The organism is Nonomuraea sp. NPDC049421, assembly GCF_040677005.1.
Taxonomy (GTDB): Bacteria; Actinomycetota; Actinomycetes; order Streptosporangiales; family Streptosporangiaceae; genus Nonomuraea; species Nonomuraea salmonea.
Genome location: NZ_JBFAQA010000035.1, coordinates 86,463 through 109,564, shown reverse-complemented (window position 1 = coordinate 109,564; position 23,102 = coordinate 86,463). Strand labels below are relative to the sequence as shown.

General features: G+C 70.9%; 22 protein-coding genes. 12 read left to right on the top strand and 10 right to left on the bottom strand.

Annotation, left to right across the window (positions count from 1 at the left end; genetic code table 11):
* A partial coding sequence (locus AB0K18_RS42055; protein ID WP_364926419.1) for a helix-turn-helix domain-containing protein occupies positions 1-95 on the bottom strand: 95 nt, incomplete at its 3' end.
* Positions 96-244: 149 nt separating this feature from the next.
* On the opposite strand from AB0K18_RS42055, the gene mshB reads away from it, so the two are divergent.
* From mshB to AB0K18_RS42040, 3 genes are read left to right on the top strand one after another with little or no spacing between them, the layout of a single operon-like run.
* Positions 245-1,150 (top strand): N-acetyl-1-D-myo-inositol-2-amino-2-deoxy-alpha-D-glucopyranoside deacetylase, encoded by a 906-nt coding sequence (gene mshB / locus AB0K18_RS42050; protein ID WP_364926407.1) that lies wholly within the window; start codon positions 245-247, stop codon positions 1,148-1,150.
* Between the two features lie 11 nt (positions 1,151-1,161).
* On the top strand, positions 1,162-1,587 hold the full coding sequence (locus AB0K18_RS42045; protein ID WP_364926405.1) for a DUF6113 family protein: 426 nt from the start codon (positions 1,162-1,164) through the stop codon (positions 1,585-1,587).
* Between the two features lie 9 nt (positions 1,588-1,596).
* The gene (locus AB0K18_RS42040; protein WP_364926403.1) at positions 1,597-2,091 is read left to right on the top strand and encodes a flavin reductase family protein; all 495 of its coding nucleotides are present in this window, start codon (positions 1,597-1,599) and stop codon (positions 2,089-2,091) included.
* Between the two features lie 99 nt (positions 2,092-2,190).
* Here the strand turns inward: AB0K18_RS42040 and AB0K18_RS42035 are convergent, their stop codons facing one another.
* Complete coding sequence (locus tag AB0K18_RS42035) at positions 2,191-3,237, bottom strand: hypothetical protein (RefSeq protein WP_364926401.1); 1,047 nt, start codon at positions 3,235-3,237, stop codon at positions 2,191-2,193.
* Positions 3,238-3,312: 75 nt separating this feature from the next.
* Between AB0K18_RS42035 and AB0K18_RS42030 the strand changes: the two genes are divergently transcribed.
* On the top strand, positions 3,313-3,738 hold the full coding sequence (locus AB0K18_RS42030) for a hypothetical protein (RefSeq protein WP_364926399.1): 426 nt from the start codon (positions 3,313-3,315) through the stop codon (positions 3,736-3,738).
* 134 nt (positions 3,739-3,872) lie between these two features.
* Here AB0K18_RS42030 and AB0K18_RS42025 read toward each other — a convergent pair whose 3' ends face one another.
* The 7 genes from AB0K18_RS42025 to AB0K18_RS41995 all read right to left on the bottom strand — a co-directional run bounded on the left by AB0K18_RS42025 (position 3,873) and on the right by AB0K18_RS41995 (position 15,357).
* Positions 3,873-6,374: a penicillin acylase family protein gene (locus AB0K18_RS42025; protein WP_364926417.1), complete on the bottom strand. Its 2,502-nt coding sequence runs from the start codon at positions 6,372-6,374 to the stop codon at positions 3,873-3,875.
* A gap of 108 nt (positions 6,375-6,482) precedes the next feature.
* Positions 6,483-7,229: a hypothetical protein gene (locus AB0K18_RS42020; protein WP_364926397.1), complete on the bottom strand. Its 747-nt coding sequence runs from the start codon at positions 7,227-7,229 to the stop codon at positions 6,483-6,485.
* A gap of 20 nt (positions 7,230-7,249) precedes the next feature.
* Complete coding sequence (locus tag AB0K18_RS42015) at positions 7,250-9,094, bottom strand: sigma factor-like helix-turn-helix DNA-binding protein (protein ID WP_364926395.1); 1,845 nt, start codon at positions 9,092-9,094, stop codon at positions 7,250-7,252.
* A gap of 48 nt (positions 9,095-9,142) precedes the next feature.
* Positions 9,143-10,987 (bottom strand): UvrD-helicase domain-containing protein, encoded by a 1,845-nt coding sequence (locus AB0K18_RS42010; RefSeq protein ID WP_364926393.1) that lies wholly within the window; start codon positions 10,985-10,987, stop codon positions 9,143-9,145.
* Positions 10,988-10,991: 4 nt separating this feature from the next.
* Positions 10,992-13,295, bottom strand: coding sequence for a hypothetical protein (locus AB0K18_RS42005; protein WP_364926391.1), 2,304 nt, complete (start codon positions 13,293-13,295; stop codon positions 10,992-10,994).
* 112 nt (positions 13,296-13,407) lie between these two features.
* The gene (locus AB0K18_RS42000; protein WP_364926389.1) at positions 13,408-14,184 is read right to left on the bottom strand and encodes a methyltransferase domain-containing protein; all 777 of its coding nucleotides are present in this window, start codon (positions 14,182-14,184) and stop codon (positions 13,408-13,410) included.
* A 102-nt stretch (positions 14,185-14,286) separates the two neighbouring features.
* Positions 14,287-15,357 (bottom strand): ABC transporter substrate-binding protein, encoded by a 1,071-nt coding sequence (locus tag AB0K18_RS41995; protein WP_364926387.1) that lies wholly within the window; start codon positions 15,355-15,357, stop codon positions 14,287-14,289.
* Between the two features lie 353 nt (positions 15,358-15,710).
* Here AB0K18_RS41995 and fdxA point away from each other — a divergent pair, with 353 nt between their 5' ends.
* The 3 genes from fdxA to AB0K18_RS41980 all read left to right on the top strand — a co-directional run bounded on the left by fdxA (position 15,711) and on the right by AB0K18_RS41980 (position 17,950).
* Positions 15,711-16,037: a ferredoxin gene (fdxA, locus tag AB0K18_RS41990; RefSeq protein ID WP_106240826.1), complete on the top strand. Its 327-nt coding sequence runs from the start codon at positions 15,711-15,713 to the stop codon at positions 16,035-16,037.
* A gap of 91 nt (positions 16,038-16,128) precedes the next feature.
* A complete protein-coding gene (gene dapC / locus AB0K18_RS41985; protein ID WP_364926385.1) occupies positions 16,129-17,199 on the top strand; it encodes a succinyldiaminopimelate transaminase in 1,071 nt (356 codons plus the stop codon).
* A 94-nt stretch (positions 17,200-17,293) separates the two neighbouring features.
* Complete coding sequence (locus tag AB0K18_RS41980) at positions 17,294-17,950, top strand: DUF4178 domain-containing protein (protein WP_364926383.1); 657 nt, start codon at positions 17,294-17,296, stop codon at positions 17,948-17,950.
* Between the two features lie 4 nt (positions 17,951-17,954).
* Here the strand turns inward: AB0K18_RS41980 and AB0K18_RS41975 are convergent, their stop codons facing one another.
* Positions 17,955-18,773 (bottom strand): hypothetical protein, encoded by an 819-nt coding sequence (locus AB0K18_RS41975; protein ID WP_364926381.1) that lies wholly within the window; start codon positions 18,771-18,773, stop codon positions 17,955-17,957.
* Between the two features lie 37 nt (positions 18,774-18,810).
* Here AB0K18_RS41975 and AB0K18_RS41970 point away from each other — a divergent pair, with 37 nt between their 5' ends.
* The 5 genes from AB0K18_RS41970 to AB0K18_RS41950 all read left to right on the top strand — a co-directional run bounded on the left by AB0K18_RS41970 (position 18,811) and on the right by AB0K18_RS41950 (position 23,094).
* Positions 18,811-19,644 carry a 2,3,4,5-tetrahydropyridine-2,6-dicarboxylate N-succinyltransferase gene (locus AB0K18_RS41970; protein WP_364926379.1) on the top strand — a complete coding sequence of 278 codons (834 nt, stop codon included), beginning with the start codon at positions 18,811-18,813 and terminating at the stop codon, positions 19,642-19,644.
* Positions 19,644-20,699 carry a succinyl-diaminopimelate desuccinylase gene (gene dapE, locus AB0K18_RS41965; RefSeq protein ID WP_364926377.1) on the top strand — a complete coding sequence of 352 codons (1,056 nt, stop codon included), beginning with the start codon at positions 19,644-19,646 and terminating at the stop codon, positions 20,697-20,699. Before AB0K18_RS41970 ends, dapE begins: the two co-directional genes overlap by 1 nt.
* Positions 20,700-20,958: 259 nt before the next feature.
* Positions 20,959-21,756: a TIGR00730 family Rossman fold protein gene (locus AB0K18_RS41960; RefSeq protein WP_364926375.1), complete on the top strand. Its 798-nt coding sequence runs from the start codon at positions 20,959-20,961 to the stop codon at positions 21,754-21,756.
* An 11-nt stretch (positions 21,757-21,767) separates the two neighbouring features.
* Complete coding sequence (locus tag AB0K18_RS41955) at positions 21,768-22,352, top strand: TIGR00730 family Rossman fold protein (protein ID WP_364926373.1); 585 nt, start codon at positions 21,768-21,770, stop codon at positions 22,350-22,352.
* Between the two features lie 82 nt (positions 22,353-22,434).
* Positions 22,435-23,094, top strand: a complete 660-nt coding sequence (locus AB0K18_RS41950) for a hypothetical protein (RefSeq protein ID WP_364926371.1) — start codon at positions 22,435-22,437, stop codon at positions 23,092-23,094.
* Positions 23,095-23,102 lie beyond the last annotated feature (8 nt).

Below are 23,102 nucleotides of genomic sequence, written 5' to 3'. Positions count from 1 at the left end.
AGACGGACGCAGCCGAACGTCCGGGCAAGCTCGCCGGCCTGCTCGGGGGTCGGGTAGAAGCGGTACTTGTAGGCCCGCTTCACGATCTGCGCCACGCCTCAAACGCTACCGAACGATCAGCCAACAGTCGCATGTGTGTTCGATATGCCGGTTCACCTGACAGCGAACCGGCTGCCCCTGTCCTGCTCCGCAGGGGTCCGATTCCTCCCCCGCCTGAAGGCGGGGGCTTCCACGGAGGTATCTGATGACTGACCGACGGCTGCTGCTCGTGCACGCCCATCCGGACGACGAGTCGATCGGCACCGGCGCCACCATGGCGAAATACGTCGCCGAGGGCGCCCACGTGACGCTGGTGACCTGCACGCTCGGCGAGGAGGGGGAGATCATCCCCGGCGACCTCGCGCACCTGGCCGCCGATCGCGACGACGCGCTCGGGCCCTACCGCGTCGGCGAGCTGGCCGCCGCCTGCCAGGCGCTCGGCGTGGAGGACCACCGCTTCCTGGGCGAACCGGGCCGGTGGCGCGACTCGGGCATGATGGGCGTCGCCTCCAACGACCACCCGAGGGCGTTCTGGCGCGCCGACCTCGACGAGGCGGCGGGCGAGCTGGTCAAGGTCATCCGCGAGGTACGCCCCCAGGTCCTGGTCACCTACGACGACAACGGCTTCTACGGCCACCCCGACCACATCCAGGCCCACCGGGTCTCGCGCAGGGCGTTCGAGCTGGCGGCGAAGGCCGGCTACGGCGAGGGCGAGCCGTGGCAGATCGCGAAGTTCTACCACACGGCCGTGCCCAGGTCGATCATGCGGCGCGGCACCGAGGCACTGCGCGAGGCCGACACGGGTTTCCTCATCGAGGACGTCGATGACATGCCGTACGGCTGCGCCGACGAGGACGTCACCACCGAGATCGACGCGCGTCCCTGGATCGGCAACAAGATCGAGGCCATGCGCGCCCACGCCACCCAGATCACCGTCAGGCCGCCCTGGTACGCGCTCTCGAACGACATCGGCCAGGAGGTGCTCGGCGTCGAGCACTTCACGCTGGCCATGGGCGTGCCGGGCCCGTCGGTGCCCGGTCCGCCCGTCGACGCCGGTGGCCTCGGTGAGCCGCACACCCGCGAGAACGATCTCTTCGCGGGCATCCACTAACCTCGTTCGACATGGAACATCGCAGCCAGGCCGAGTCGGCGCTGGGCGGGGCCGCCTACGGCATGCTGTTCGTGCTCGGCGTCGTCATGGCCGTCGTGGGCGGGTTCACGCATCCCGAGTGGCAGGTCGGGCCGGTGCCCTTCGCCGCCGTGATCTGGGTGGTGGCGCTGTTCGGGGTGTGCCTGGGCGCGGGCAAGATGATGAGCGCGCGGCTCGGGGCCATGGTGACGGCGCTCGGGTGGCTGCTGGTGACCATGCCGTTCACGCTGGAGATGGGGTCGGGCGACCTGGTGATCGCCGCGGGCACTGCGGGCTATGTCTACCTGTACGGCGGTTTGGTGAGCCTTGTCGCCGCTTACCTGCTTTCGCCCTCATCGGGAGGGGGCTCGTGGCTTTTGCGTGGGTACCCCGTTAAAGAACCAGACGTAGAGGCATAAAGTAGCTGAGTGCATTCCATAGAGCGGCACATAGACCCTGCAACGTACCGTAAGGTCGTAGGCCGCTTCGCCACCGGAGTCGCGATCGTGACGACCAGGCTCGGCGACGTCGATCACGCGATGACGATCAACTCCTTCACCTCCGTCTCCCTCGACCCCCTGCTCGTGCTGTTCTGCGCGGAGAAGGTCGCGCGCTTCCACGACGCGGTGCTGAAGTCAGGGGTGTGGGGCGTCTCCGTGCTGCCGGCCTCCATGGAGGACGCCTCCCGCTTCTTCGCCCACCGCGGCAGGCCGCTCAACGGGCAGCTCGCCACCTGGCCGCATCGTCGGGGCGAGTCGGGCGTGGCGCTGTTCGACGACGCCCTCGCCACGCTGGAGTGCGCCACCACGGCGGTGCACGACGGCGGGGACCACTCGATCGTGGTGGGCGGCGTCACCGCCATCGACACCCCCGCGGAGGGGGCGCCCCTCCTGTACCACGAAGGCCGCTACAAGTCCCTGTGACGGCTTTCCCATGGCCCGGGGCATGAGACGGGCCAGGCGCTTGGCCTGGCCCGGTCATGTGAGCTGTCGTCCCGGTGCTGAAGCGCCGGGACGGATCCGTTACTGAGCCGGAGTGGTCGCCGTCTGGGACGGGTCGGCCGGGGTGGTCTCAGTCGGGGTCTCGGTCGGGGTCTCGGTCGGGGTCTCGGTCGGGGTCTCGGTCGAGGTCTCCGTAGGGGTCGGGGCGCCCGTGGGCTCCTCCGTCGGCTCGTCCGTGGGAGGCTCCGACGGCGGGGGACAAGTCGGGATCGCGTCCGTCGGTGTGTCCGTCGGTGTGTCCGTCGGCACGTCGGTGGGCGTCTCGGTCGGGAGGACAGGGACGGAAGGCGTCGGTGTGTCCGTCGGTGTGTCCGTTGGCGTGTCGGTCGGTGTGTCCGTGGGCGGGTCCGCCGGGGTCTCCGTCGGTGCCGTCGTCTCCGTCGGCGTCGGCTCCGTGGTGGGCGGATCCGACGGGGCGGTCGTGTCGGTCGGCGGAAGGGTCCCGGTGGGTTCGACCGTGGGTTCGACCGTGGGTTCGACGGTGGGTTCGACGGTCGGCACGTACGGCTGGCAGGTGACGGTCACCGTCGGGCCCGGCTCGGTCACCGTGACGGTCTCGCGTACGGTGACGGTCGGCAGCGGCGCCACGATGGCGGCGGCGTCCCCGCGCTTCCTGTACGTGCCCCAGCCCAGCCGCGCCCTGGCGCTGGCCTCACCGCCGACCACGATCAGGTCGACGGCGGCCGTCTTGCACGACCGTCGCTTGCACACCCGCTGCTTGACATTGAAGAAGGCTGCGCCCTCATGGGTGATCGAGACGTTCAGGTAGGAAACGCCCCTCCTCTTGACCACCGACGTCTCCGCGGTGTAGTCCCCGATCGTGGGGCTCTCCGTCGGAGTCGGGGTAGGGGTGAGGGTCTCGGCGGGCGGCGGCGACGCGGGCGGCGACGTCGCGGGGTCCGAGGGGGGCGGTGAGGTCGTGGGGTCCGCGGCTAAGGCCACACGCGCGTGGGAGGAGTGGTCAGTGGCTCGTAGGGGTTCGGACGACGATGTCTGGGTGATCGCGACTCCGCCGGCTCCTGCCAGTGCGACGGTGCCGAGCAGCGCGCCCAGGATGGAGAATCTCATAATCCTGCTCTTGTGGGAGATTTCAGGACGGGGATCGTTGGTCCGACTTGTCAACCTTGGTCAAGACTGAGACGCATGGACAGGCGCTTCCGGTTCCGGCGAGTGGCGAACTATGTGAATCTTTCTACGCCACTCGGATTGCTGATCGCCGTCATGGGCGGCGCGACCAGGGAACCTGGCCCTGACGGGCTCATCCTGGCCTTCGGCTACCGTTGCCGTTTCCCTGTCGCGGGCGCGTTCACCGTCGGAAACGTGGTCCTGACCAGGAGGAACGCACTAAGCGAGCGGCTCATCCTGCACGAGGGACGACATGCCACGCAGTGGGCCTGGTGCGTCGGCCTGCCGATGTTGCCGCTCTATTTGGTGTCGATGCTGATGTCGGTGATGGTGTGCGGACATCAGGCGTCGTACAACGTTTTCGAGCGCTTGGCCGGGCTCGATGACGGTGGTTATCCGCGTAATGCGGTGTGGTGGCGCAGGAGAAAAGGCAGCGTGGGTTGACGAGGCCTTGTCAAGGCCGCCGCTTAATTGGAGCGCCAGCTCAGCGGAAATTCGGCCATTCCGGTACGAGGCGTCCGCGACCGGCCTGTCAAGCTGGGCGGTGCGAAAGCGTGGGCCCCGCACCGCCCAGCCGGTCAGGGGTTCAGCTTGAGCGTGTGGGTGGCGGCCTTCTTCACGGCGGCCGGAGAGGAGAGCATCGGCTGCAGGTCGCCGCGGGCCCAGGCCGCCGCCTGGTCCCAGTAGTTCTCGTGGTACGCGTGCCCCGACGCCCCCGTGAGGTTGATCCACTGGGACCTGTCCAGGTCGGACAGGTCGACGATCATCCGCATCGACGGCACGGCGGTGATCTCGTACCCGCTCTGAACGTTCCAACCTGTCGCGTTCACCGCGTCCTTGCCGCCGGCGACGCTCAGCGGCCCCCGGTTGAACAGCGCCTCCACCGGCTCGATGCCCGAGGTGCCGAGCGAGCCGTTGACCAGCTCCAGCGTGTGCAGATCGCCCCACCGCCACTTCTTGACGTCCTCGCCGAGCCGGTCGGCGAGCTCCTGGTGCGCGGAGGCCATCGCCAGGCGCAGGATGTCGTCGCGGGTCTCGGTGTAGCCCTTGGTGGTGACGTCGTCCCAGTACGGGTCGTCGGGCGCGTCGAGCAGCCGCCTGACCACCTCGTACCACCGGTCGCCGCCGGTCGGCCTGGCCCCCTCGGGGAGGTCGTCGTTGAAGGTGAGCATGAGCAGGTGGCGCCAGACCGCGTTGAAGTACGCGGCGGGCGCCGAGCCTGCGGTCTGGGAGCCGTCCCATGACGTCAGCAGCTCCCTGGCCTGGACGGCGGGACCGGCCAGGTCCACCCGCTCCAGGGCCGGCACCAGCGTCTCGGCGAAGCCGTTGGCGGTGTCCTGCTGGATGCGGGCCATGTCGGCCGCGTCGATGGGCCCCTTCTTGATCGCGTCGCGGATGAGGGTCCTGATGCGCTCCGAGCGGTAGCCGTAGGCCCAGTCCTGGGTGAGCAGGGGCTGGTAGCGGCCGGGGTCGATGACGGCGTTGTTGGCGGTGACGATGAAGCCGTCGGCCGGGTTCTCGATGCTGGGGAGCTGGTCGTACGGGATGGGGGCGGGCTTCCAGTCGTACTCGCCGGTCCAGCCGGGCACGGGCCAGGTGCCGTCGCCGTTCTCGCGTACGGGGATGCGCCCCGGCGCCTGATACCCGATCTTCCCCGACGTGTCGGCATAAATCAGGTTCTGGGCGGGCACCTCGAACAACGCCGCCGCCGCCTTGAACTCGTCCCAGTCCTTCGCCCTGTTCAGCGCGAAGACGGCGTCGGCCGTCCGCCCTGGGGTCAGCGCCGTCCACTGCAGCGCCACCGCGTTGGCCTCGCCGCTCGGTTCGGCCCCCGCCATGACGTCGTTGATCAGCGGCCCGTGCACGGTGCTCCTGACGGTCAGCGTGACCGTCGGCCCGCCGGCCACCTTGATCTTCTCCTCGCGGACGTCCAGCGGCAGCTGCTGCCCCTTGTAGACGTACGCGTCGCCCTCCACCTGCTCAAGGAAGAGGTCGGCGACGTCGGGCCCCAGGTTCGTGAACCCCCACGCGATCTTGTCCGTGTGCCCGATGATCACGCCGGGCACGCCGGAGAAGGTGAACCCCGTCACGTCGTACGGGCACTCCTCGCTCACCTTCCTGCAGTGCAGCCCGGTCTGGTACCACACCGACGGCATGTTCGGCGCGAGGTGCGGGTCGTTGGCGAGCAGCGGCTTGCCGCCCGCGGTGTACTCGCCGGAGACGACCCACGAGTTCGACCCGATGCCCGCGCGGTCGGCCGCGCTCATCGTCTCGGGCACGTCCGACAACGTCTTGGCGGCCTGCGTCAGCGCCCTGGCGGCCCGAGTCCGCTGCTGCGGGCCCTGCTGGGGAGGACGCTGCTCGAAACGGCCCTGACGGATGCCGCCCTCGTTGACGATCGGCGCGTGCCGGTCGAACGGGTAGCCGGGGTAGAGCTGCTCGACCCGCTCCCTGGGCAGCTTGGTCAGCGCCAGCGCGCGGTCGATCTCGTCCTCCATGTTGGAGCGCAGGTCCCACGCCATGGCCTTCAGCCAGGCCAGCGAGTCGACGGGGGTCCACTTCTCCGGCTTGCCGCCGCTGCCCTGGAGCTTGAGCAGTGAGTACTCCAGGCTGCGGTCGGAGGCGTTGGGGTTGGCGGCCAGCCAGGCGTTGACGCCCTTCGCGTACGCGGCCAGGAAGTCGCGGGTCTCCTGGGCCAGCTCGGGCAGCTCCTGTTCGGCGACCCGGCGCCAGCCCATGGTCCGCAGGGCCTTGTCGTTGTCGAGGGTGGCGGCGCCGTAGACCTCCGACAGGCGGCCGGCGGTCAGGTGGCGGCGGAAGTCCATCTCGTAGAAGCGGTCCTGGGCGTGCACGAAGCCCTGGGCCATGAAGAGGTCGGCGGCGGTGTCAGCGTAGATGTGCGGAATTCCTGATTTATCGCGATAAATCTCCACACTTCCTGACAGGCCGGGCAGCCGTAACGACCCGTCCACTTGCGGGAACGACCTGCGCACCGTGTAGACGAGAACCCCCGCCAGCACCACCGCCAGCGCCAGCAGAACGATCAACACCCGAACGAACCACCGCAAGGGCCACGGCATCCACGCAAAGGGCCTCACCGCCACCTCCTTCATGCCGAACTGGCATCAAGTTTGGCAGTTCGCGATCACTCCTCAGACCCGGAGTCCACGAAGCAGCAGGTCGGAGCCTCAGGTCCGGATCTTGCCGATGTCGCTCGACAGGTCGAGCCCCAGGAGGGAGTCGAGGTGCAGGAACGTCTCGAACTTCGCCCCCGGCGCCACCGACGCGTCGCCCTCCAGCTCGTCCAGCACCCGCAGGGCGGCGGGCGTGTCGAGGTCGTCGTCGAAGGCCGACTCGGCGCGTTCGGCGTACGCGGTGGCCATGGGCGCGCTGACCGACTCCGACCACTCGGCCACCCCGGCCCGCCACCGCCGCACCCTGCCGTCGGCGGCCCGCAGCGTGTCCCACGTCAGCTCGACCGGCCGCCGGTAGTGGCACTCCAGGAACGCCATCCGCACGGCGAGCGGATCGAGCCCGGCGTCGGCCACGTCGGGGAGCAGCGGGGCGTCGCCGTCGAACCGCACGCCCTCGGTGTGCATCCAGTGCACGTCCCCGCGGGGAACGGCGCCGCCGACACCGAGGTCGATCCGGGGGATCGGCTCGCCCGCCTCGGACACGTGCTCCGCCGGCCGCAGGTTGAGCGTGGCGGCGTCGGCGCGGAAGGCGTCTTCGTCGTGGACGGCGTCACGGGCCGCCACGACCCGCACCCTGCGCCGTTCCAGCGCCCGCCTGATCAGGTCGGACACCAGGAAGGTGCGCAGATCGCCCACGTGTGCCCGGCGAGCGGCGTCAAGCCCGCACGTGTACAGCCGCAGCGCCCGCCCGGCGGCGATCTCCTCGACCTGCCCGGCGCGCGTGTCGTAGATCCGCACCATCACCCGAGCTTAGCCCGGCGTCACGCGCCCAGGAAACCGAGGATGTCCCTGTCGCCGCGCTCGCGCAGCCTGGCCACCACCTCTTCGCGGCCCGCCATGTCCGACAGCCCGATCCTGGCGCCGATGAGCCGCAGGCCCTCCAGCTCGGAGCTGACCGGAGCGGTGTAGCCGAGCAGGTAGAGCGCCCGGTTGACGGGCGGCATCCCGGGAGGGGCGGCGGGCAGGTAGCGGGTCAGCAGCTCGCCGCCGTCGGAGACGGTCAGGAACACGTGGTCGCCCTCGCTCGCCTTGTACTCGGCGAGCACGTTCCTGATCGACCCCATGGTGGGCTGGTTGTGCCAGCTGATCACCACGTCGCCGGACGGCGCGGAGGCCGTGAGCTGCCCGCCAGGCGCCATCCCGAGGTAGGCCGCGAACCCGGTCGGCAGCGGCGAGCCGGAACCGCGCAGGTGCTCGGCGTTGATGTCCACCCGGTGCCACCAGCGGCCGTCGCGGGAGCGGAAGCTGCGCCGCGTCTCCGAGACGTCCTTACGCGGCTGGTACGGCTCCGACTCGCCGCCGGGAGCGGTGCCCGCCACCCTGATCCAGCCCCGCTGCGTCCGCTCGAACCCGGGCCCGCCCGAGTACGCGCGCACCGAGCTCTCGCTGACGTCGTAGCGGGAGGTCAGGTTGGCCACGATCGTGCTCACCGACGCCTCACCGCCGGCCCGCTCGATCTCCCTGGCGATCATCTCCCTGATGCCGAGGTACTCGTCGCCGCCCCACCGCGTCAGCCCGTACTTGTTGCGGTCGACCCGGCGGAAGCGATCGTCGGCGGTGAGCTGGTTGCGGATGCCGACCAGGCTGTAGTCCTCGCCGATGCGCTCCTGGATCTCCTCGGGCGACAGCGGCGTACCGGCCACCGCGAGCACCGCCTCGGCCTTCTCGTTGATGCTGCGCGGCCACGGCACCACGTGCTGGCCGAGCACCCGCAGCTGCGGCACCGCGAGGATCCACCGCTCGGCGACGTCCTCGCGCACGCCGAGCTGCGCCACCATGGCGATGGCCTCGGGCAGCGGGCGTGGCCCGTCGGCGAACAGCTGGCGGGTCTTCTCCCGCAGGTCGTCGGCGCCGCCCGCGACCAGCCAGCCGTCGGACTGCTCGTAGCCGGTCAGCAGCGTACGGATGAAGCGCCAGGCCGGGATGCCCAGCGAGCGCAGCTCGGTCCCGTGCCACGGCACGGCCGCCTGGAGGTCGTCGGCCGGCACGGCGGAGCCCAGCCGCCCGCGCAGCCACACGACGTGGGCGGCCAGGGCGGCGGTCTCGGGCTTGGCCAGCCAGGCGTCCACATGCTCGCGCAGGTCGCGCTCGATCTGCCTGATGCGCTCGCGGGTGACCGAGAAGCGCTGGGCCAGCTCGTCGAGGGTGGCCCTGCGGGTGGCGTACAGGCGGTCGCGGGCGATGGCCCGCTGGCGGTCGTCGAGGCCGCCGAACAGCTCGTCGATCAGGTCGGGCAGGGGCTTGTCGGGACGTGAGGGCGCGGGGACGGTCTCGGGCACGGGCTCGAGCAGCCGGTCGAACACGCCGGTGAACAGCTTCTGCACCACGTCCTTGCCCAGCGTCTCCGGCGACCGCTCGGCCTCGGCGGGGTCGGAGAAACGCAGCAGGGGCAGGATGTCGCCGAGCATGAGATGCCCCCAGCAGGCCACGGCGAGGTCGGCCAGGTGGCCCGCCACGGTCTGCGTGCCGACGATGGCGCACGCGCGGTCGAGCGGGATCGCCTGCCACCAGGCCTCGGGCAGCTGGGGCTCCTCCACGATCGGCGCGATCTGACCAGGAGAGGTCCAGCGCAGGGGTGGAGCGAGGTCGCTCAGGCTGAGGTTCATTGAGGTCCAACCGGCAATGGGAATATATCCGCAGTTCAGACTATGTGATCAGAGGGGTAGAAACGGGCTTCCTCTTCCGGAATGCGAGATATAGAGCATCGAACGGGCACGGGTGCAGGCGACGAACAGTATGCTCCGTTCGCGTTGCAGCGCACGAGCCCGCGCGTACGGATCGGGCGCCGGCTCCTGCGGCGGACTTTGCGGGGGCGGTTCGGGAACGATGCCCTCGGCCACGCCGATCAGCGCCACCCGCTCGAACTCCAGCCCCTTCAGATGCTGGAACGTCAACGCCCGCACGTCCAGCCCGTCGAGCGTCTCCTTGGCCGCGCGGACCAGCCGCTGGTTCCTGGCCCCCACGGCGATCTCGGCCGGTGAGACGCCGTCCGTCAGCCACGACTCGACCGTGGCGCGCAGGCCGGCCAGCTCCGCCTCCTCCGAGTCGTACGCCCTGACGACCGGGCGCTCGCCGTGATGCGTCGCACTGTAGTCGTACATGTCGGTCACGCCCTTGACGAGCCCGGGGGAGGGGCCGCCGCCGCGCAGCCGTACGACGAAGGACAGCAGCTCCTGCGGCAGCCGGTAGGAGACCCCGAGCAGGTGCTGGTCGGCGGGGATGCCGACGGCGCCGAGCGCCACCCGCGTGTCGGTCACCCGCTGGTGCGGATCGCCCACGATGAACAGGTCGTCGCGCGCCCGCGGCACCACCGCGCGCAGCAGCCGCCACTGCGCCGGGCTGACGTCCTGCGCCTCGTCCACCACCACATGACGGTACGGCTTGAGCGCCGGATCCACGTCGTCCAGGAGATCGCCCGTGGCGATCGACAGCACCCGCAGCGCCTCGTCCGTGAGCTGGGCCAGCGACCGCGCGCCCGGCCCCACCAGCGCGGGACGCCGTCCCTCCGCGGCGGCCACGATGCGCACCGCCAGCCGCTCGGCGTTGTCCACCTCGACCCGCTTGCGCACCACCTCGTCCTCGATCAGCAGGTCCAGCCGGGCCGACAGCTCCTCGGCCAGGCTCTGCGAGAACGTCACCAGCAGCACGGGGCCCGCGCCGCGCAGCGCCAGGTGGGCCGCCCTGTGCAGGGCGATCACCGTCTTTCCCGTACCCGCGCCGCCGATCACCAGCACCGGGTGGTCGTACCGCGCCGCCTTCGCCAGCCGGTGCTGCGCGGGACGCAGGAACGTGCACCACCCGGGCGCCGCGAGCACCCGGTCGAGCGCCACCTTGTCGGACACGAACACCGCGCGGTCGGGGCTGCGCCGCAGGGCCGCGTACAGGTCGTCGGTGTCGATCGGGCCCGCGTCGTCGGCCGAGGCCCGCCAGGCGTCCAGCTCGCGCCACGCCTCCGCCATGGTGCCGCCCCTCGCCAGCACCGCCAGCGGGGCGTACTGGGTGGGCGGCAGCAGCGGCTCGAGCGCGGCCACGTCCGCCTCGGTGGTGATCAGCCGGAACAGCGGCAGCGCGACCCCGTCCAGACCCAGGCCCAGCAGGTCGCCGTCGCAGATCGCGTCGAACAGCCGCGACGGCCGCACCGAGCGGCGTAACGCGGGCTCCACCCGCTCCAGGGCCTCGGCGTCCCACTCCTCGACGACGCCGATCACCGGGTTGACGCCGTAGCGGTGGCGGCGGGCGTACGACCAGGCTTCGGGGTCGGGCAGGACCGTACGCAGCCAGTAGACGTCCCGCTGCCGCACCACCACCCCGCGATGGCCCGGCGCCAGGCGCAGGGTGGCCACCCTCGGGTCCCTGGCGCCCCGCACCCGCTCGGGATGCGGCGCGCCCGACACGTTCAGCAGGAACCGGCGCAGCGCGACCACGGCGTCCCTGCGCACCGGCTGGGCCAGTGCGCTGAGCTCCCTGGGAAACTCAGGGCCGATCGCGAGCCGCGGCACCGGCTCAGTCCAGCAGTTCGAGCAGGTCGCGGTCCCCGCGCTCGCGGAGCTTGTCGAGCAGGTCGGGCAGAGCGACGGGGCCCGGCATGCCGATGCGGGTCGCGATCACCCTGGCGGCCTGCTCCTTGGTGCCTCCGGGAGCCGTGTACCCGACCAGCCGGAGCGCCTTGGTGATCTTCTCGGCTCCTTGGGCGGCCACCGGCAGATGCCTGGCCCGCAGCACGCCCTCGTCCGACAGCGTCAGGAACAGGTGCCCGCCCTCGCGGGCTCCCACGTCCACCAGCAGCCGCTCGATCGACTCCAGCACGGGCCGGCCGTGCCAGGTCATCGTCAGCTCGCCCGCCGCGCTCCTGACCGTCCTGCTCTCGCCCGGCGACAGCCCCAGGTAGGAGGCGAACCCGGTCGGCAGCGCGCACTCGCCCCCGGCCATCTGCTCGGCCGTCACGTCGATGCGCAGCCACCAGCGGCCGTCCGGCTGGCGGAAGCAGCGCCGCGTCTGCGAGACGTCCTTCAGCGGCTGGTACGGCTTGTCCGCCTCGCCGCCGTTCGCCTCGCTCGCCGGCTGGACCACCGGGGTGAACGCCTGGAACTGCGGCGGCCCCGGCGGCGGCGCCGGCGTCATGTGCACCGGGCCGAACGCCGACTGCACCAGCTCCACCGGCGGCTGCGGATACGGCTGCTGCTGGCGCGGCGCCTTCCGCCTCGGCAGCGGCTCCGCCGGAGGTTCGGGCACCGGCGGGGGCGGTGGTGGCGGGGGCGCCAGCGTGGTCAGCACCACCTGCCACGCAGGGACCTCCAGCGCCTGGATCTCCACCTGGTGCCAGTCGGCCGCGCCGACCACCTGCTCCTTGGGGGCGTCCGGGCCCAGCGTCCTGACCAGCTCGTCCAGATGCGCCCGGTACGGGGCCGCCTCGTCGCTGGCCAGCCACCGGTCCAGCCGGGCGCGCAGCTCCATCTCCGTGGAGACGATCTCGGCAGGGGGGACGGCGAAGAGCTTGGCGAGCTGGTCCACCGCCGACGGCTCGTCGGTGAACACCCGGTTCTGGGCCACCGCCCAGCTCTTGTCGTCGAGACCGGCGAACGCGGCCTCGATGAGCTGCGGCAGCTCCTGCCCGCCGGGCCGGCCCTGCCCGTCCCTGTGCCCGTCCCTGTGCTCGTCCCCGTGCTCGTCCTCGTCGTGCTCGTCCCCGTGCTCGTCCTCGGGGGTGAACTCGTAGCCCGCATGTCCTGCGGCCGCCGCCTCGGACCCGGGCTGGACGTCGGAGGGAACCTCCGGCTCGCCGTCCGTCTCCTCGTGCTCGGCGAGCGCCTCCGCCTGGTGGGCCGCCTCAGCGTCGGCGGCCTCGGCGCCGCCGCCGGCCTCCGGGGCGGCCTCGCGGGCGGGCTCGGGGGCGGGCTCGGGGGCGGGCTCGGGGGCGGGCTCGGCGTCGAGCGCGTGCTCCTCCTCAGCGGCCGCCTCGGCCGCGTGCACCGCCTCGGCGTCGGCAGCCTCGTCGCCGTCGTGCGCCGCCTCGCCGTCGAATGCCTCGCCGTCAGATGCCTCGGCGTCGGAGACCTCAGCGTCGGAGACCTCAGCGTGGGGGACCTCGGCGTGGGGGACCTCGGCGTCGGGGGCCGCCTCCTCGGCGGGGCTCTCCGCGCGAGCCTCCTGCAGGGCATCCTCCTGGGCCTCCGCCTCTTCGGCGGCCGGCTCGGGGGCGGGCTCGTCGGCGGCGTCCAGCACCGGCTCGGGCTCGGGCTCGGGGGGCGCGTCGATGACCGGCTCGTCGTCGGCGTCCAGGACCCGCTCGGCGCCCTCAGCGGCCTCAGGAGCGGGGGACTCGACGTCCGGCACGGGGAGCGGCGCCACGGCCGGTACGGGCGCCGCAGCCGCGGGCTCAGCGGCCTCGCCGGCGACGAGCCTGGCGGGCGCGAGGCGTACCAGGACGGCGGAGAACAGCGTGTTGAGCACCGGCCGCGCCTGGATGAACGGCTGGTCGACCAGCTCGCGGCTGGTCAGCGCGAGCAGCCCCGCCCACGAGCCGGTCCGGTCGAGCGCGATGGCGACGGCGGGCTCGTCGGCCTCCTCGGGGTCCAGCACGTGCAGCGCGGGCAGGACGTCACCGATGGCCGCGGCGGGCCAGTGCTCCAGGGCGATCTCCGTCAGCAGCTCGCCCAGCGACTCGGGGCCGATCGCCGTGAGGACGCGCGGCATGGGCAGGCTGCGCCACCACGCGTCCGGCAGGTCCGGCTGCCCGGTGAGTAGCGTGATCGTCGACGCGTCGCTCCACCTCAACGGTGGTACGAGGTCGCTCAGGCAGAAGTTCATCCCGTTCCGTTCACCAGCCCCTCACGCCGCCGCAGCGGTGCAGCCATAATCTCGCCGCCCACGGAACAGACCATAGTCCGGCAAAACAGCCCTACGCATCATGCTCTACGCATCAACGCCGAACAGCGGCAAAGCGTAGACGCACGTAGTCGGCCATCCAGCCAGTCTCCCTGCGGAGTGCGGGGGCCGCCAGTTCGTTCACGCGCCGGAGCAGGGGCTCCACGATGGTGGGGGGAAGCCCTTCGAGCACCGACGCGGCGAATGTGCGGACCCAGTCGGCGGCGCCGCCGGGGCACTCGTCGAGGGGTGTGGGCCGGTCGAAGTATTCCAGCAGCCTGACGACGAACCCCTCTTGCTCGAGGTGGTGCGCGTACTCGGCAGGCGTGGGAAAGTACCACGGCAGCTCGGGTTCGCGCAGGCCGTATTCGCGCCAGGCGGTCAGCATCGCGGTGGTCAGCTCGGCGCAGTTGCCCGCGCCGCCCATCTCCGCGACGAAACGTCCGCCAGGCGTGAGCGCCTCGCGGACGTTGGCGATGACGGCGCGGGGGTCGCGGTTCATCCAGTGCAGCGCGGCGTTGGAGAAGACCGCGTCGTACTTGTCCACGACGGTGAAGTCGTGCCCGTCGCCGATGATGAAGTTGATGCCAGGATACTGCGCCAGCGCCTTCTCGATCATCGCGGGGGAGCCGTCGATGCCGAGCACGTCGGCGCCCCTGAAGGCGATCTGGGCGGTCAGCACCCCGGTGCCGCAGCCCAGGTCGAGCACGCGCTCGCAGGGCCGCGGATCGAGCAGGTCGACCAGTGGCGCGCCCTGCGTGGAGACGTAGCCGAAGCTGCTGTCGTAGGCGCGACTGTTCCACCGCTCCAGGCTCGGTGTGTCGTATCGCAAGACGATCAGCTCACATTCGATCAGACATCGGGCCCCCGTGGCCGTGCTGTCCGTTCACTTTAGAGCCTGATTGTCCCTACGACATATCAAGTCACATGGGACTCATCCCACACTCTTCGTCCATTCCCGCTTGAGATACGCCTTCGCCGCATCTGCCTGCGGAATCGTCATGAGCACCGGCGGACCGGGCGCCTTCGGCAGTTTCTGGGCCTGCTCGGTGTCGAGCGTGCCCTTCATGAGCATCGCCTCGCCGCGCGCCGGGCGGGCGTAGCCCTTCTGGAGCAGGTTCTGGCCCTCGTCGGAGAACAGGAACTCCTGCCACAGCCGGGCCGCGGCCGGATGCGGCGCCGCCTTGTTGACGGCCTGCACGTGGTAGCCGCCGAGCGCGGCGCCCTTGGGGATGGTCACCTTCCACGCGTCGGCCTGCTCGGCGCTGCGCGCGGCGTTGAGGTGGTCCCAGGCGACGACCACGTTGGCCTTGGCCACGTCGGTCAGCCGGCCGGCCTGCTTGAGCTTGGCGAACAGCTCCACGCCCTGCTCGGGCCGCGGCGCGCCCGAGCTCATGGACGCGGCCATCACCCCGCCGAACGCCGCCGACGAGCGCAGCGGGTCGCCGTCGAGCGCGACGCGGTAGCCGGGCTTGAGCAGGTCGGCGAAGGAGGCGGGCGGCTTGACCGCGCGCGGGTCGTACCCGATCGACATGTAACCGCCGTAGGCGGCGTACCAGGCGCCGGACGGGTCCTTGACGTGGTCGGGCAGGTCCTGCCACCCCTGCACCTTGTACGGCGCGAACTTCGCGGCCCCGTAGACCGCCATGTCCATGGTCAGGTCGAAGACGTCGGGCTTGAGCTGGGTGGCGACGTCGAGTTCGCGCTTGCTGCTGGCGGCGGGCTCGAGTTCGTTGATCTTGATGTCGTACTTGTCGGCGAAGGTGTCGATGATCTCGCCGAAGTTCACCCATTCGCGGGGCAGGGCGATGACGTTGAGCTCGCCCTCCTGCTGGGCGGCCTCGACGAGCCGCTCCATCGTGCCGAAGCCCGACTTGAGCGAGCTGGCCTTGGCGTTGACGGGCGGCAGGTTCTCGGCTTCGGTGGTGGCGGTGTCGGTGGACGACGCGCCGCATCCGGCGCTGGCGAGGATGGCTGCTGCGGCGGCGCAGGTACGTACGGTCACAGATTGAATACTTGCCGCTACATCCTCCCAGGTCGAGGAGGCGCGGCCGGTACGACCTTCGCGGCCACCAGCGTCTCCTCGGGGATCTCCACCTCCGTGCCATCCCTTTTGCGGATCTTGAGAATTCCGTCCGCCCACGACACGAGGATGCCCACCGTGTCCCGAAACCCGCCAGGCACGCGCCTTCGGGTAGTGATCCGGGCGCCTATATCCTGACTTGTGATGGCGATGACGAGGCGTGCGGCCACGAGTTTGCCACCCTCCGTTTCGGCCAGCGAGCAAGCACGGCAATACTAGGGCGTAGCAAACCGCGGTCAGAGTCATGCCATGGTGCGGAGAAGAAGGAGCTCGAGGTGACCTACGTCATCGCGCAGCCTTGCGTGGACGTCCTGGACAAGGCGTGCATCGAGGAGTGCCCCGTCGATTGCATCTACGAGGGCGAGCGCATGCTTTACATCCACCCCGACGAGTGCGTGGACTGCGGCGCGTGCGAGCCAGTGTGCCCCGTCGAGGCGATTTTCTATGAGGACGACCTTCCCGAGCAGTGGAAGGACTTCTACAAGGCGAACGTGGACTTCTTCGAGGACCTGGGCTCGCCCGGTGGCGCCTCGAAGGTGGGCAAGATCGAAAAGGATCACCCGGTGGTGGCCGCCCTGCCGCCGCAGGGCGAGGATCACTGACGATCGTCCGCCCGACGTGCACGGGCGCATCCTGCGGGATGCGCTCCGTACGCGTGCGCTCCAGCGACAGCCCGCAACACCCTGGAGAACCGTGAACAACCTGCCTGACTTCCCCTGGGACCGGCTGGAGCCCTACAAGGAGCGCGCGCTGGCACACCCCGACGGCATCGTCGACCTGTCGGTCGGCACCCCCGTCGATCCCGTGCCGCAGCTCGTCCAGGACGCGCTGACCGGGGCCGCCGACAGCCCCGGCTATCCGCTCACCCACGGCACCAAGGCGCTGCGCGAGGCCGCGGCCGGGTGGCTGGCGCGCCGCCACGGCGTCACCGTCGACCAGCGCGACGTGCTGCCGCTGATCGGCTCCAAGGAGTTCGTCGCCTGGCTGCCCACCTACCTGGGCGCGCGCAAGGTGGTCTTCCCCGAGCTGGCCTACCCCACCTACGACGTGGGCGCCAGGCTCGCGGGAGCCGCGGGCACCGCCTCCGACAGCACGCTCGCGCTCGGCCCCGAGCGGGTCGACCTCATCTGGGTCAACTCGCCGGGCAACCCCACGGGCCGGGTGCTGCCCGCCGAGCACCTGCGCAAGGTCGTCGCCTGGGCCCGCGAGCGCGGCGCGATCGTGGCCTCCGACGAGTGCTACATCGAGCTGGGCTGGGAGGAGCGGCCGGTCTCGATCCTGCACCCCGACGTCTGCGGCGGCTCCCACGAGGGGCTGCTCGCCGTCCACTCGCTCTCCAAGCGCTCCAACCTGGCTGGCTACCGCGCCGGGTTCGTGACCGGTGACCCCGCCCTGGTCAAGCGGCTGCTGGAGATCCGCAAGCACGCCGGCATGCTGATGCCGCAGCCCGTACAGGCCGCGATGACCGTCGCGCTCGGCGACGATCAGCACGCCGACCTGCAGCGCGAGCGCTACGCCGGGCGCCGGGCGCTGCTGCGGCCCGCGCTGGAGAAGGCCGGCTGGAGCATCGACCACTCGACGGCCGGGCTGTACTTCTGGGCCACCAACGGCCAGAGCGCCTGGGATCAGGTCGGCAAGCTTTCCGAAATCGGGATTTTGGTCGCTCCCGGCGAATTCTACGGATCGGCAGGTGGGCGGCACATCCGTGTGGCGCTCACGGCGACCGATGAGCGGATCGGTGCGGCGGTGCGCCGCCTCCAGTAGGATCACCCGGCAAAGCCCCGGCGGAGCCGGGTTCGCGCACATAAATTGATAAGGGCTTATGCCGAGGCAGACCGCGAGTGGAGCGAGCTGATCGATGAGCGTGACCTCCATGGTCGTTCTCGGGCTGAGCATCGCCACCGTCCTGCTGCTGCTGGGTGCCTTCTGGGCCACCTTGCGGCAAGACAGGAGGGGCCGCTCCAGCGCCACACCGGCCGAGGTCGCCTCCGTCGAGGCCCCGCTGGCGGCGCCGGTCAGCGCCCCTGGCCGTGCCGGCACCGACTACACCGACCCTCGCACGATCCAGGTCGGCGACCGGATCGAGGTGCACGGGTCACCCGCGCGCGTGCTCGGCGCCATGCACGTCTCCTGTCAGGGCCAGCAGTGGGTGGAGTTCCTGCTGCGCGACGGTTCGCGGCGGCTGCAGTGGCTCTCGGTCGAGGTGCGCCCGGGCAACCCGCCCCATCTTGAGGTGCAGCTCTGGAACGATGTGCCGACCCAGGGCATGGTGCCGGCCAAGAGCATGCTGATCATGGAGGGCGTGGAGTTCTTCCCCATCGAGCGGGGCACGGCCGCGTTCAGGAGCGAGGGCGACACCGGCAACCCCGATCGCGGGCTGCTCGACTTCGCCGACTACCGCGCCTCCGACGGCCGGCTGCTGTCGTTCGAGCGCATCCAGGGCCGCTCGTGGACCGCCGCCTACGCCCAGCCGCTGCCGCCCGGCTCGATCTCGATCGTCCGCCGCGCCTCATGACCGCTCACGCCAGCTCCACGCGGCGGGCGCCCGCCGCGCCGCCCTGCTGCCAGCCGTCGGTCTCGATGTCGTTGAGCCAGGTGGCGCCGTTGTAGCCGACCTTGGTGAGCGCGTACTTCTCGGCGTGCGCCACCGACCAGGCCGCCATCAGCCAGCCGCGCCGCTTCGTGGTGATCGCGGTGCTGCCGAGCGCCTTGGCGAGCTGCTTGCGCGCGGCGTCGGTGCGGGGCTTCGGCGCCGGGGTCTTCTTCGCCGGATACCAGCAGTGCACGGCCTGCGGCACCCGGCCGGTGAAGGCGGCGGCGAGGATCTTCGCGTCGCCCTCGTGCGGCGCGTACGCGTAGCCGCCCGCCGACCGCTGCACCGCCTGCGCCGCGTCGGCCAGCGGGATCTTCCGGTAGTTCTTCACCTTGACCAGCTCGGCGAAGAACTTGTTCGTGGCGTAGACCGGGTCCATCAGCTGCTTCTTCGTGCCCCAGCCCATCGAAGGGCGCTGCTGGAACACCCCCAGCGAGTCGCGGTCGCCGTAGGTGAGGTTGAGCAGCTTCGACTCCTGCAGCGCGGTCGCGTACGCGATGACCACCGCCCGCTCGGGCAGCCTGCGCCGCGCCGCCACGGCCGCGATCGTCGCGGAGATCTGCGCCTGCTCGGGATCGAGGGTCAGCACCCCCTCAGGCGTCTTGACCACGCAGAACGGATCCTCCTGCACCGCCAGCCGCGGCGTGCGCTTCAGCAGGTGGTAGAGGCCGAGGGACACGCCGACGGCCAGCACGACGACGATGATCGCGATGGTGATGACAGCACGGGAGAAGCGCGGGCGCACGCTGAGAAACCTACCCGGCCGGATAAGCTCCCAGGCCATGAGCAACGTGCGTACGTCGTCACCGCTGCCCGCCGTGGTGGACGAGCTGTGGGAGCGCAGGGCGGAGCTGACACCCGCCGACGCCGAGGCCCGGCATCTCGTGGTGAGCGCGGTCGACCTGCTCGACAAGGGCGAGGCCAGGGTCGCGCGGGTGGTGGACGACGAGGTCGTGGTGGACGAGCGGGCCAAACGCGCGATCCTGCTCAGCTTCAAGGTGCTCGGCATGACGCGCTCGCAGGTGGGCGACTTCCACCACCATGACCGGCATCCGCTCAAGAGCTCGCTGGAGGGCGTGCGGGTGGTGCCGGGCGCGATCGCCCGATGGGGCTCCTACCTCGCGCCGGGCGTGGTGCTGATGCCGTCGTTCACGAACATCGGCGCGTACGTCGACGCCGGCACCATGGTCGACACGTGGGCCACGGTCGGCTCGTGCGCCCAGATCGGCAGGAACGTCCACCTGTCGGGCGGCGTCGGCATCGGCGGCGTGCTGGAGCCGCCGAACGCGGTGCCCGTGGTCGTCGAGGACGGCGCGCTCATCGGCAGCAGGGCGATGATCGTCGAGGGCGCCAGGGTGGGCGAGGGCGCGGTCGTCGGCGCGGGAACGATCCTCTCCGCGTCGATCCCGGTCATCGACGTCGAGACCGGCGAGGAGCTGGCCCGCGGCGCGATCCCGCCGTGGTGCGTGGCGGTGGGCGGCACGCGGCAGAAGGAGTTCCCCGGCGGCACGTTCGGCCTGCCGTGCGTGCTGGTGCTCAAGCGCCTCGAGCCGGGGAGCAGGCACGACAAGGCGGCGCTCAACGAGGTGCTGCGCGAACACGGGGTGAACACCTGATGCTTGACCTGACCCAGGACGTACGCGAGCTGACCGCCGCGATCGTGGACATCGAGTCCGTCAGCGGCGGCGAGAAGGCGCTGGCCGACGAGGTCGAGCGGGCACTGGCCGCGCTGCCGCACCTCAAGGTGACCCGGTCGGGCGAGACCGTCGTGGCCCGCACCGAGCAGGGCCGCTCCGAGCGGGTGCTGATCGCGGGCCACCTCGACACCGTCCCCGTCGCCGGCAACCTGCCGAGCCGGGTGGAGGGCGACCTGCTCTACGGCTGCGGCACCACCGACATGAAGGCGGGCGTGGCCGTCGCGCTCAAGCTGGCCGCCGCCCTGCCCGCGCCCGGCCGCGACGTCACCTACGTCTTCTACGACTGCGAGGAGATCGAGGCCGAGCGCAACGGCCTGACCAGGGTCGCGCGCGAGCACGCCGACTGGCTGGCGGCCGACTTCGCGGTGCTGATGGAGCCCACCGACGGCGTCATCGAGGGCGGCTGCCAGGGCACGCTGCGCGCCGACGTCACGGTGACGGGCAAGCGGGCGCACAGCGCGCGCTCGTGGTTCGGGGTCAACGCCATCCACGGCATCGAGCCGGTGCTGGCCAGGCTCAACGCGTACGAGCCGCGCCGGCCGGTGGTCGACGGGCTCGAATACCACGAGGGGCTCAACGCGGTGGGCGTGCGCGGCGGCGTGGCCGGCAACGTCATCCCCGACCTGTGCGTGGTGAGCGTCAACTACCGCTTCGCGCCCGACCTGTCGATCGAGGAGGCGGAGCAGCACGTACGCGAGGTCTTCGACGGTTTCGCGGTGAGCCTGACGGACGCGGCGCCGGCGGCCCGTCCCGGGCTCACGCACCCGGTGGCGGCGGCCTTCACGGCGGCGGTCGGCGGCACCCCGCGCGCCAAGCTGGGCTGGACCGACGTGGCCCGCTTCTCCGCGCTCGGCGTCCCGGCCGTCAACTACGGCCCTGGTGACCCGAACCTGGCACACCAGCAGGGCGAGTACGTGTCGCTGCAGAAGATCGTCGAGAGCGAGCGGGCGATGCTCGACTGGCTGTCCGCCTAGAAGGGGCCCACACATGAAAGTGGCCTTCCTCGCCGGCCATTTGGCGGGGAAGACCACTTTCAGTCCCGAGCAGCACCCTCGCCGATTAGACGCGGGGGAGCCGAAATCTGGTTCCCTGCTTCTTCCAAGTTTTTTCAGAACGGTTTCTCACCCCCGCCACCTGCGGTTACGCCTGCGGCATGCAGGCTGGAGACCTCCAGGGGGCGGTGACGCGGTTCCTGGAACCGGCCACCCCGCGAGAAGGGCTAGCGTGATCCGCATGGAAAAGATCCGTCGAGAACGCCGACAGGGCCAGGCCTTCGTCCGTGGCAGCCTCGTCCCCAGCTCCACCCACGACCAGCGGCTGCTCGCCCGCCAGGGGCCGTCCGACTGGGTGCACATGGACCCGTGGCGGGTCCTGCGCATCCAGGCGGAGTTCGTGGAGGGCTTCGGCCAGCTCGCCGAGCTGCCCCCGGCCGTCACGGTCTTCGGCTCGGCCCGCACCGCCCCCGACTCGCCCGAATACGCGCTGGGCCGCACGCTCGGCCGCAAGCTGGCCGAGGCCGGCTACGCGGTGATCACCGGCGGCGGGCCCGGCGTCATGGAGTCGGCCAACCGGGGCGCGAGCGAGGTCGACGGCGCGGTGTCCGTGGGGCTCGGCATCGAGCTGCCCTTCGAGCAGCGCATGAACGACTACGTCGATCTCGGCATCGAGTTCCGCTACTTCTTCGTCCGCAAGACGATGTTCGTCAAATACTCCTGCGGCTTCATCACGCTGCCCGGCGGCTTCGGCACGCTCGACGAGCTGTTCGAGGCGCTCACGCTGGTGCAGACCCACAAGGTCACCTCCTTCCCCGTCGTGCTGCTCGGCAGCGAATATTGGGGCGGGCTGATCGACTGGATCAAGGGCACGCTGCTGGGCACCGGCAAGATCGCCGCCCAGGACCTCGACCTGATCACCGTCACCGACGATCCCGACGAGGCGGTCCGCATCATCGTCGAGTCCGACCACGCCCGCTCCCGGCAGCGCCAGGAGGAGATCGAGGCGGCATCGGTCCAGACGGCGGAGCCGCAATAGGCTCTTTCAGCGTGAACATCTGCGTCTACTGCGCCTCCAGCCTGACCATCGACGCCAAATACATCGACCTGGCCGCCCAGGTGGGCACCGAGCTGGCCCGGCGGGGTCACACGCTGGTGAGCGGTGGTGGCTCGGTGTCCTGCATGGGCGCCGTCACCTCGGCCGCCCGCGCCGCGGGCGGCCGGACGATCGGCGTGATCCCGCAGGTCCTGGTCGACATGGAGGTGGCCGACGAGGAGTCGGACGAGCTGGTGGTGACCGACGGCATGCGCGAGCGCAAGGGCGTCATGGACGACCGCTCCGACGCGTTCCTGGTGCTGCCCGGCGGCATCGGCACGCTGGAGGAGCTGTTCGAGATCTGGAGCGCGCGGGTGCTCGGCATCCACGACCGCCCGCTGGTGCTGCTCGACCCCTTCGGCCTGTACGACCCTTTGAAGACGCTCGTCGAGCGCATGTACGACGAGGGCTTCACCCGTCCCGACGTCTTCGACGCCATCTCCTGGACCTCGACGGTCGAGGAGGCGTTCGCCCACCTGGAGGCCCGTACGCAACCGGTCAGGCCGAGCGTCGCCGAGCTGGGCGAGGCGTCCGGCTGACCGGCGTTCCCGCCGCCCGGAGACGCACCGGTCGCGGCATGTGCGGGACCTCGTGCCCCGATGCTATGAGTACGATGCCAATGTGCTGGTCATACTCGCCATCGCCGCCATCGCGATCCTGGTCTGCGTGGTCCTGGTCTCCCTGGGCAAGGGCGGTGAGCTGACCGAGTTCCCGCCCGATGTGCCGCCGCTCGACCTCCCTGAGGCGGGGCAGCTCTCGGCGGTCGACTTCATGGCGCTCCATCTGCCGGTCAACCTGGTCGGCTATCACACGCAGAGCGTCGATGAGACGCTGCGCCGCGCCGCGACGGCGATCAGCGCGCGTGACACCCGCATCGCCGTGCTGGAGCAGCGGGTCTCCGAGCTGCTGTCCAACCGGCTGTACGCGCGGCAGGAGGTCTACGCCGCGCCCGGTTCAGGCCCGCGCACCGAGCACGAGCCCGAGGCTCCCGCCGAGTCCCGCGAGCTGTCGGAGTCGGGCGACCCGGTGACCTCCAGCGGTGCCTCGGTGTCCTGGGACGGCGAGGCCGGCCTGACCGGCCCGCCAGAGAACCCGGAGTGGCGGCTGCCCGAGGCCGAGAAGGAGCCCAAGGACCCCGAGGACCCCGAGGACCCCGAGGACAAGGCCGGCGAAGAGCAGGCAGAAGAAGCAGAGAAGGCCGACGAGAAGGACGCCGGGGAGCAGGAGGACCCCTCCGTGCGGGCCTCGCTCAACGGCCAGGAGGATGAGCAGCGCAAGTGACAGAGCCG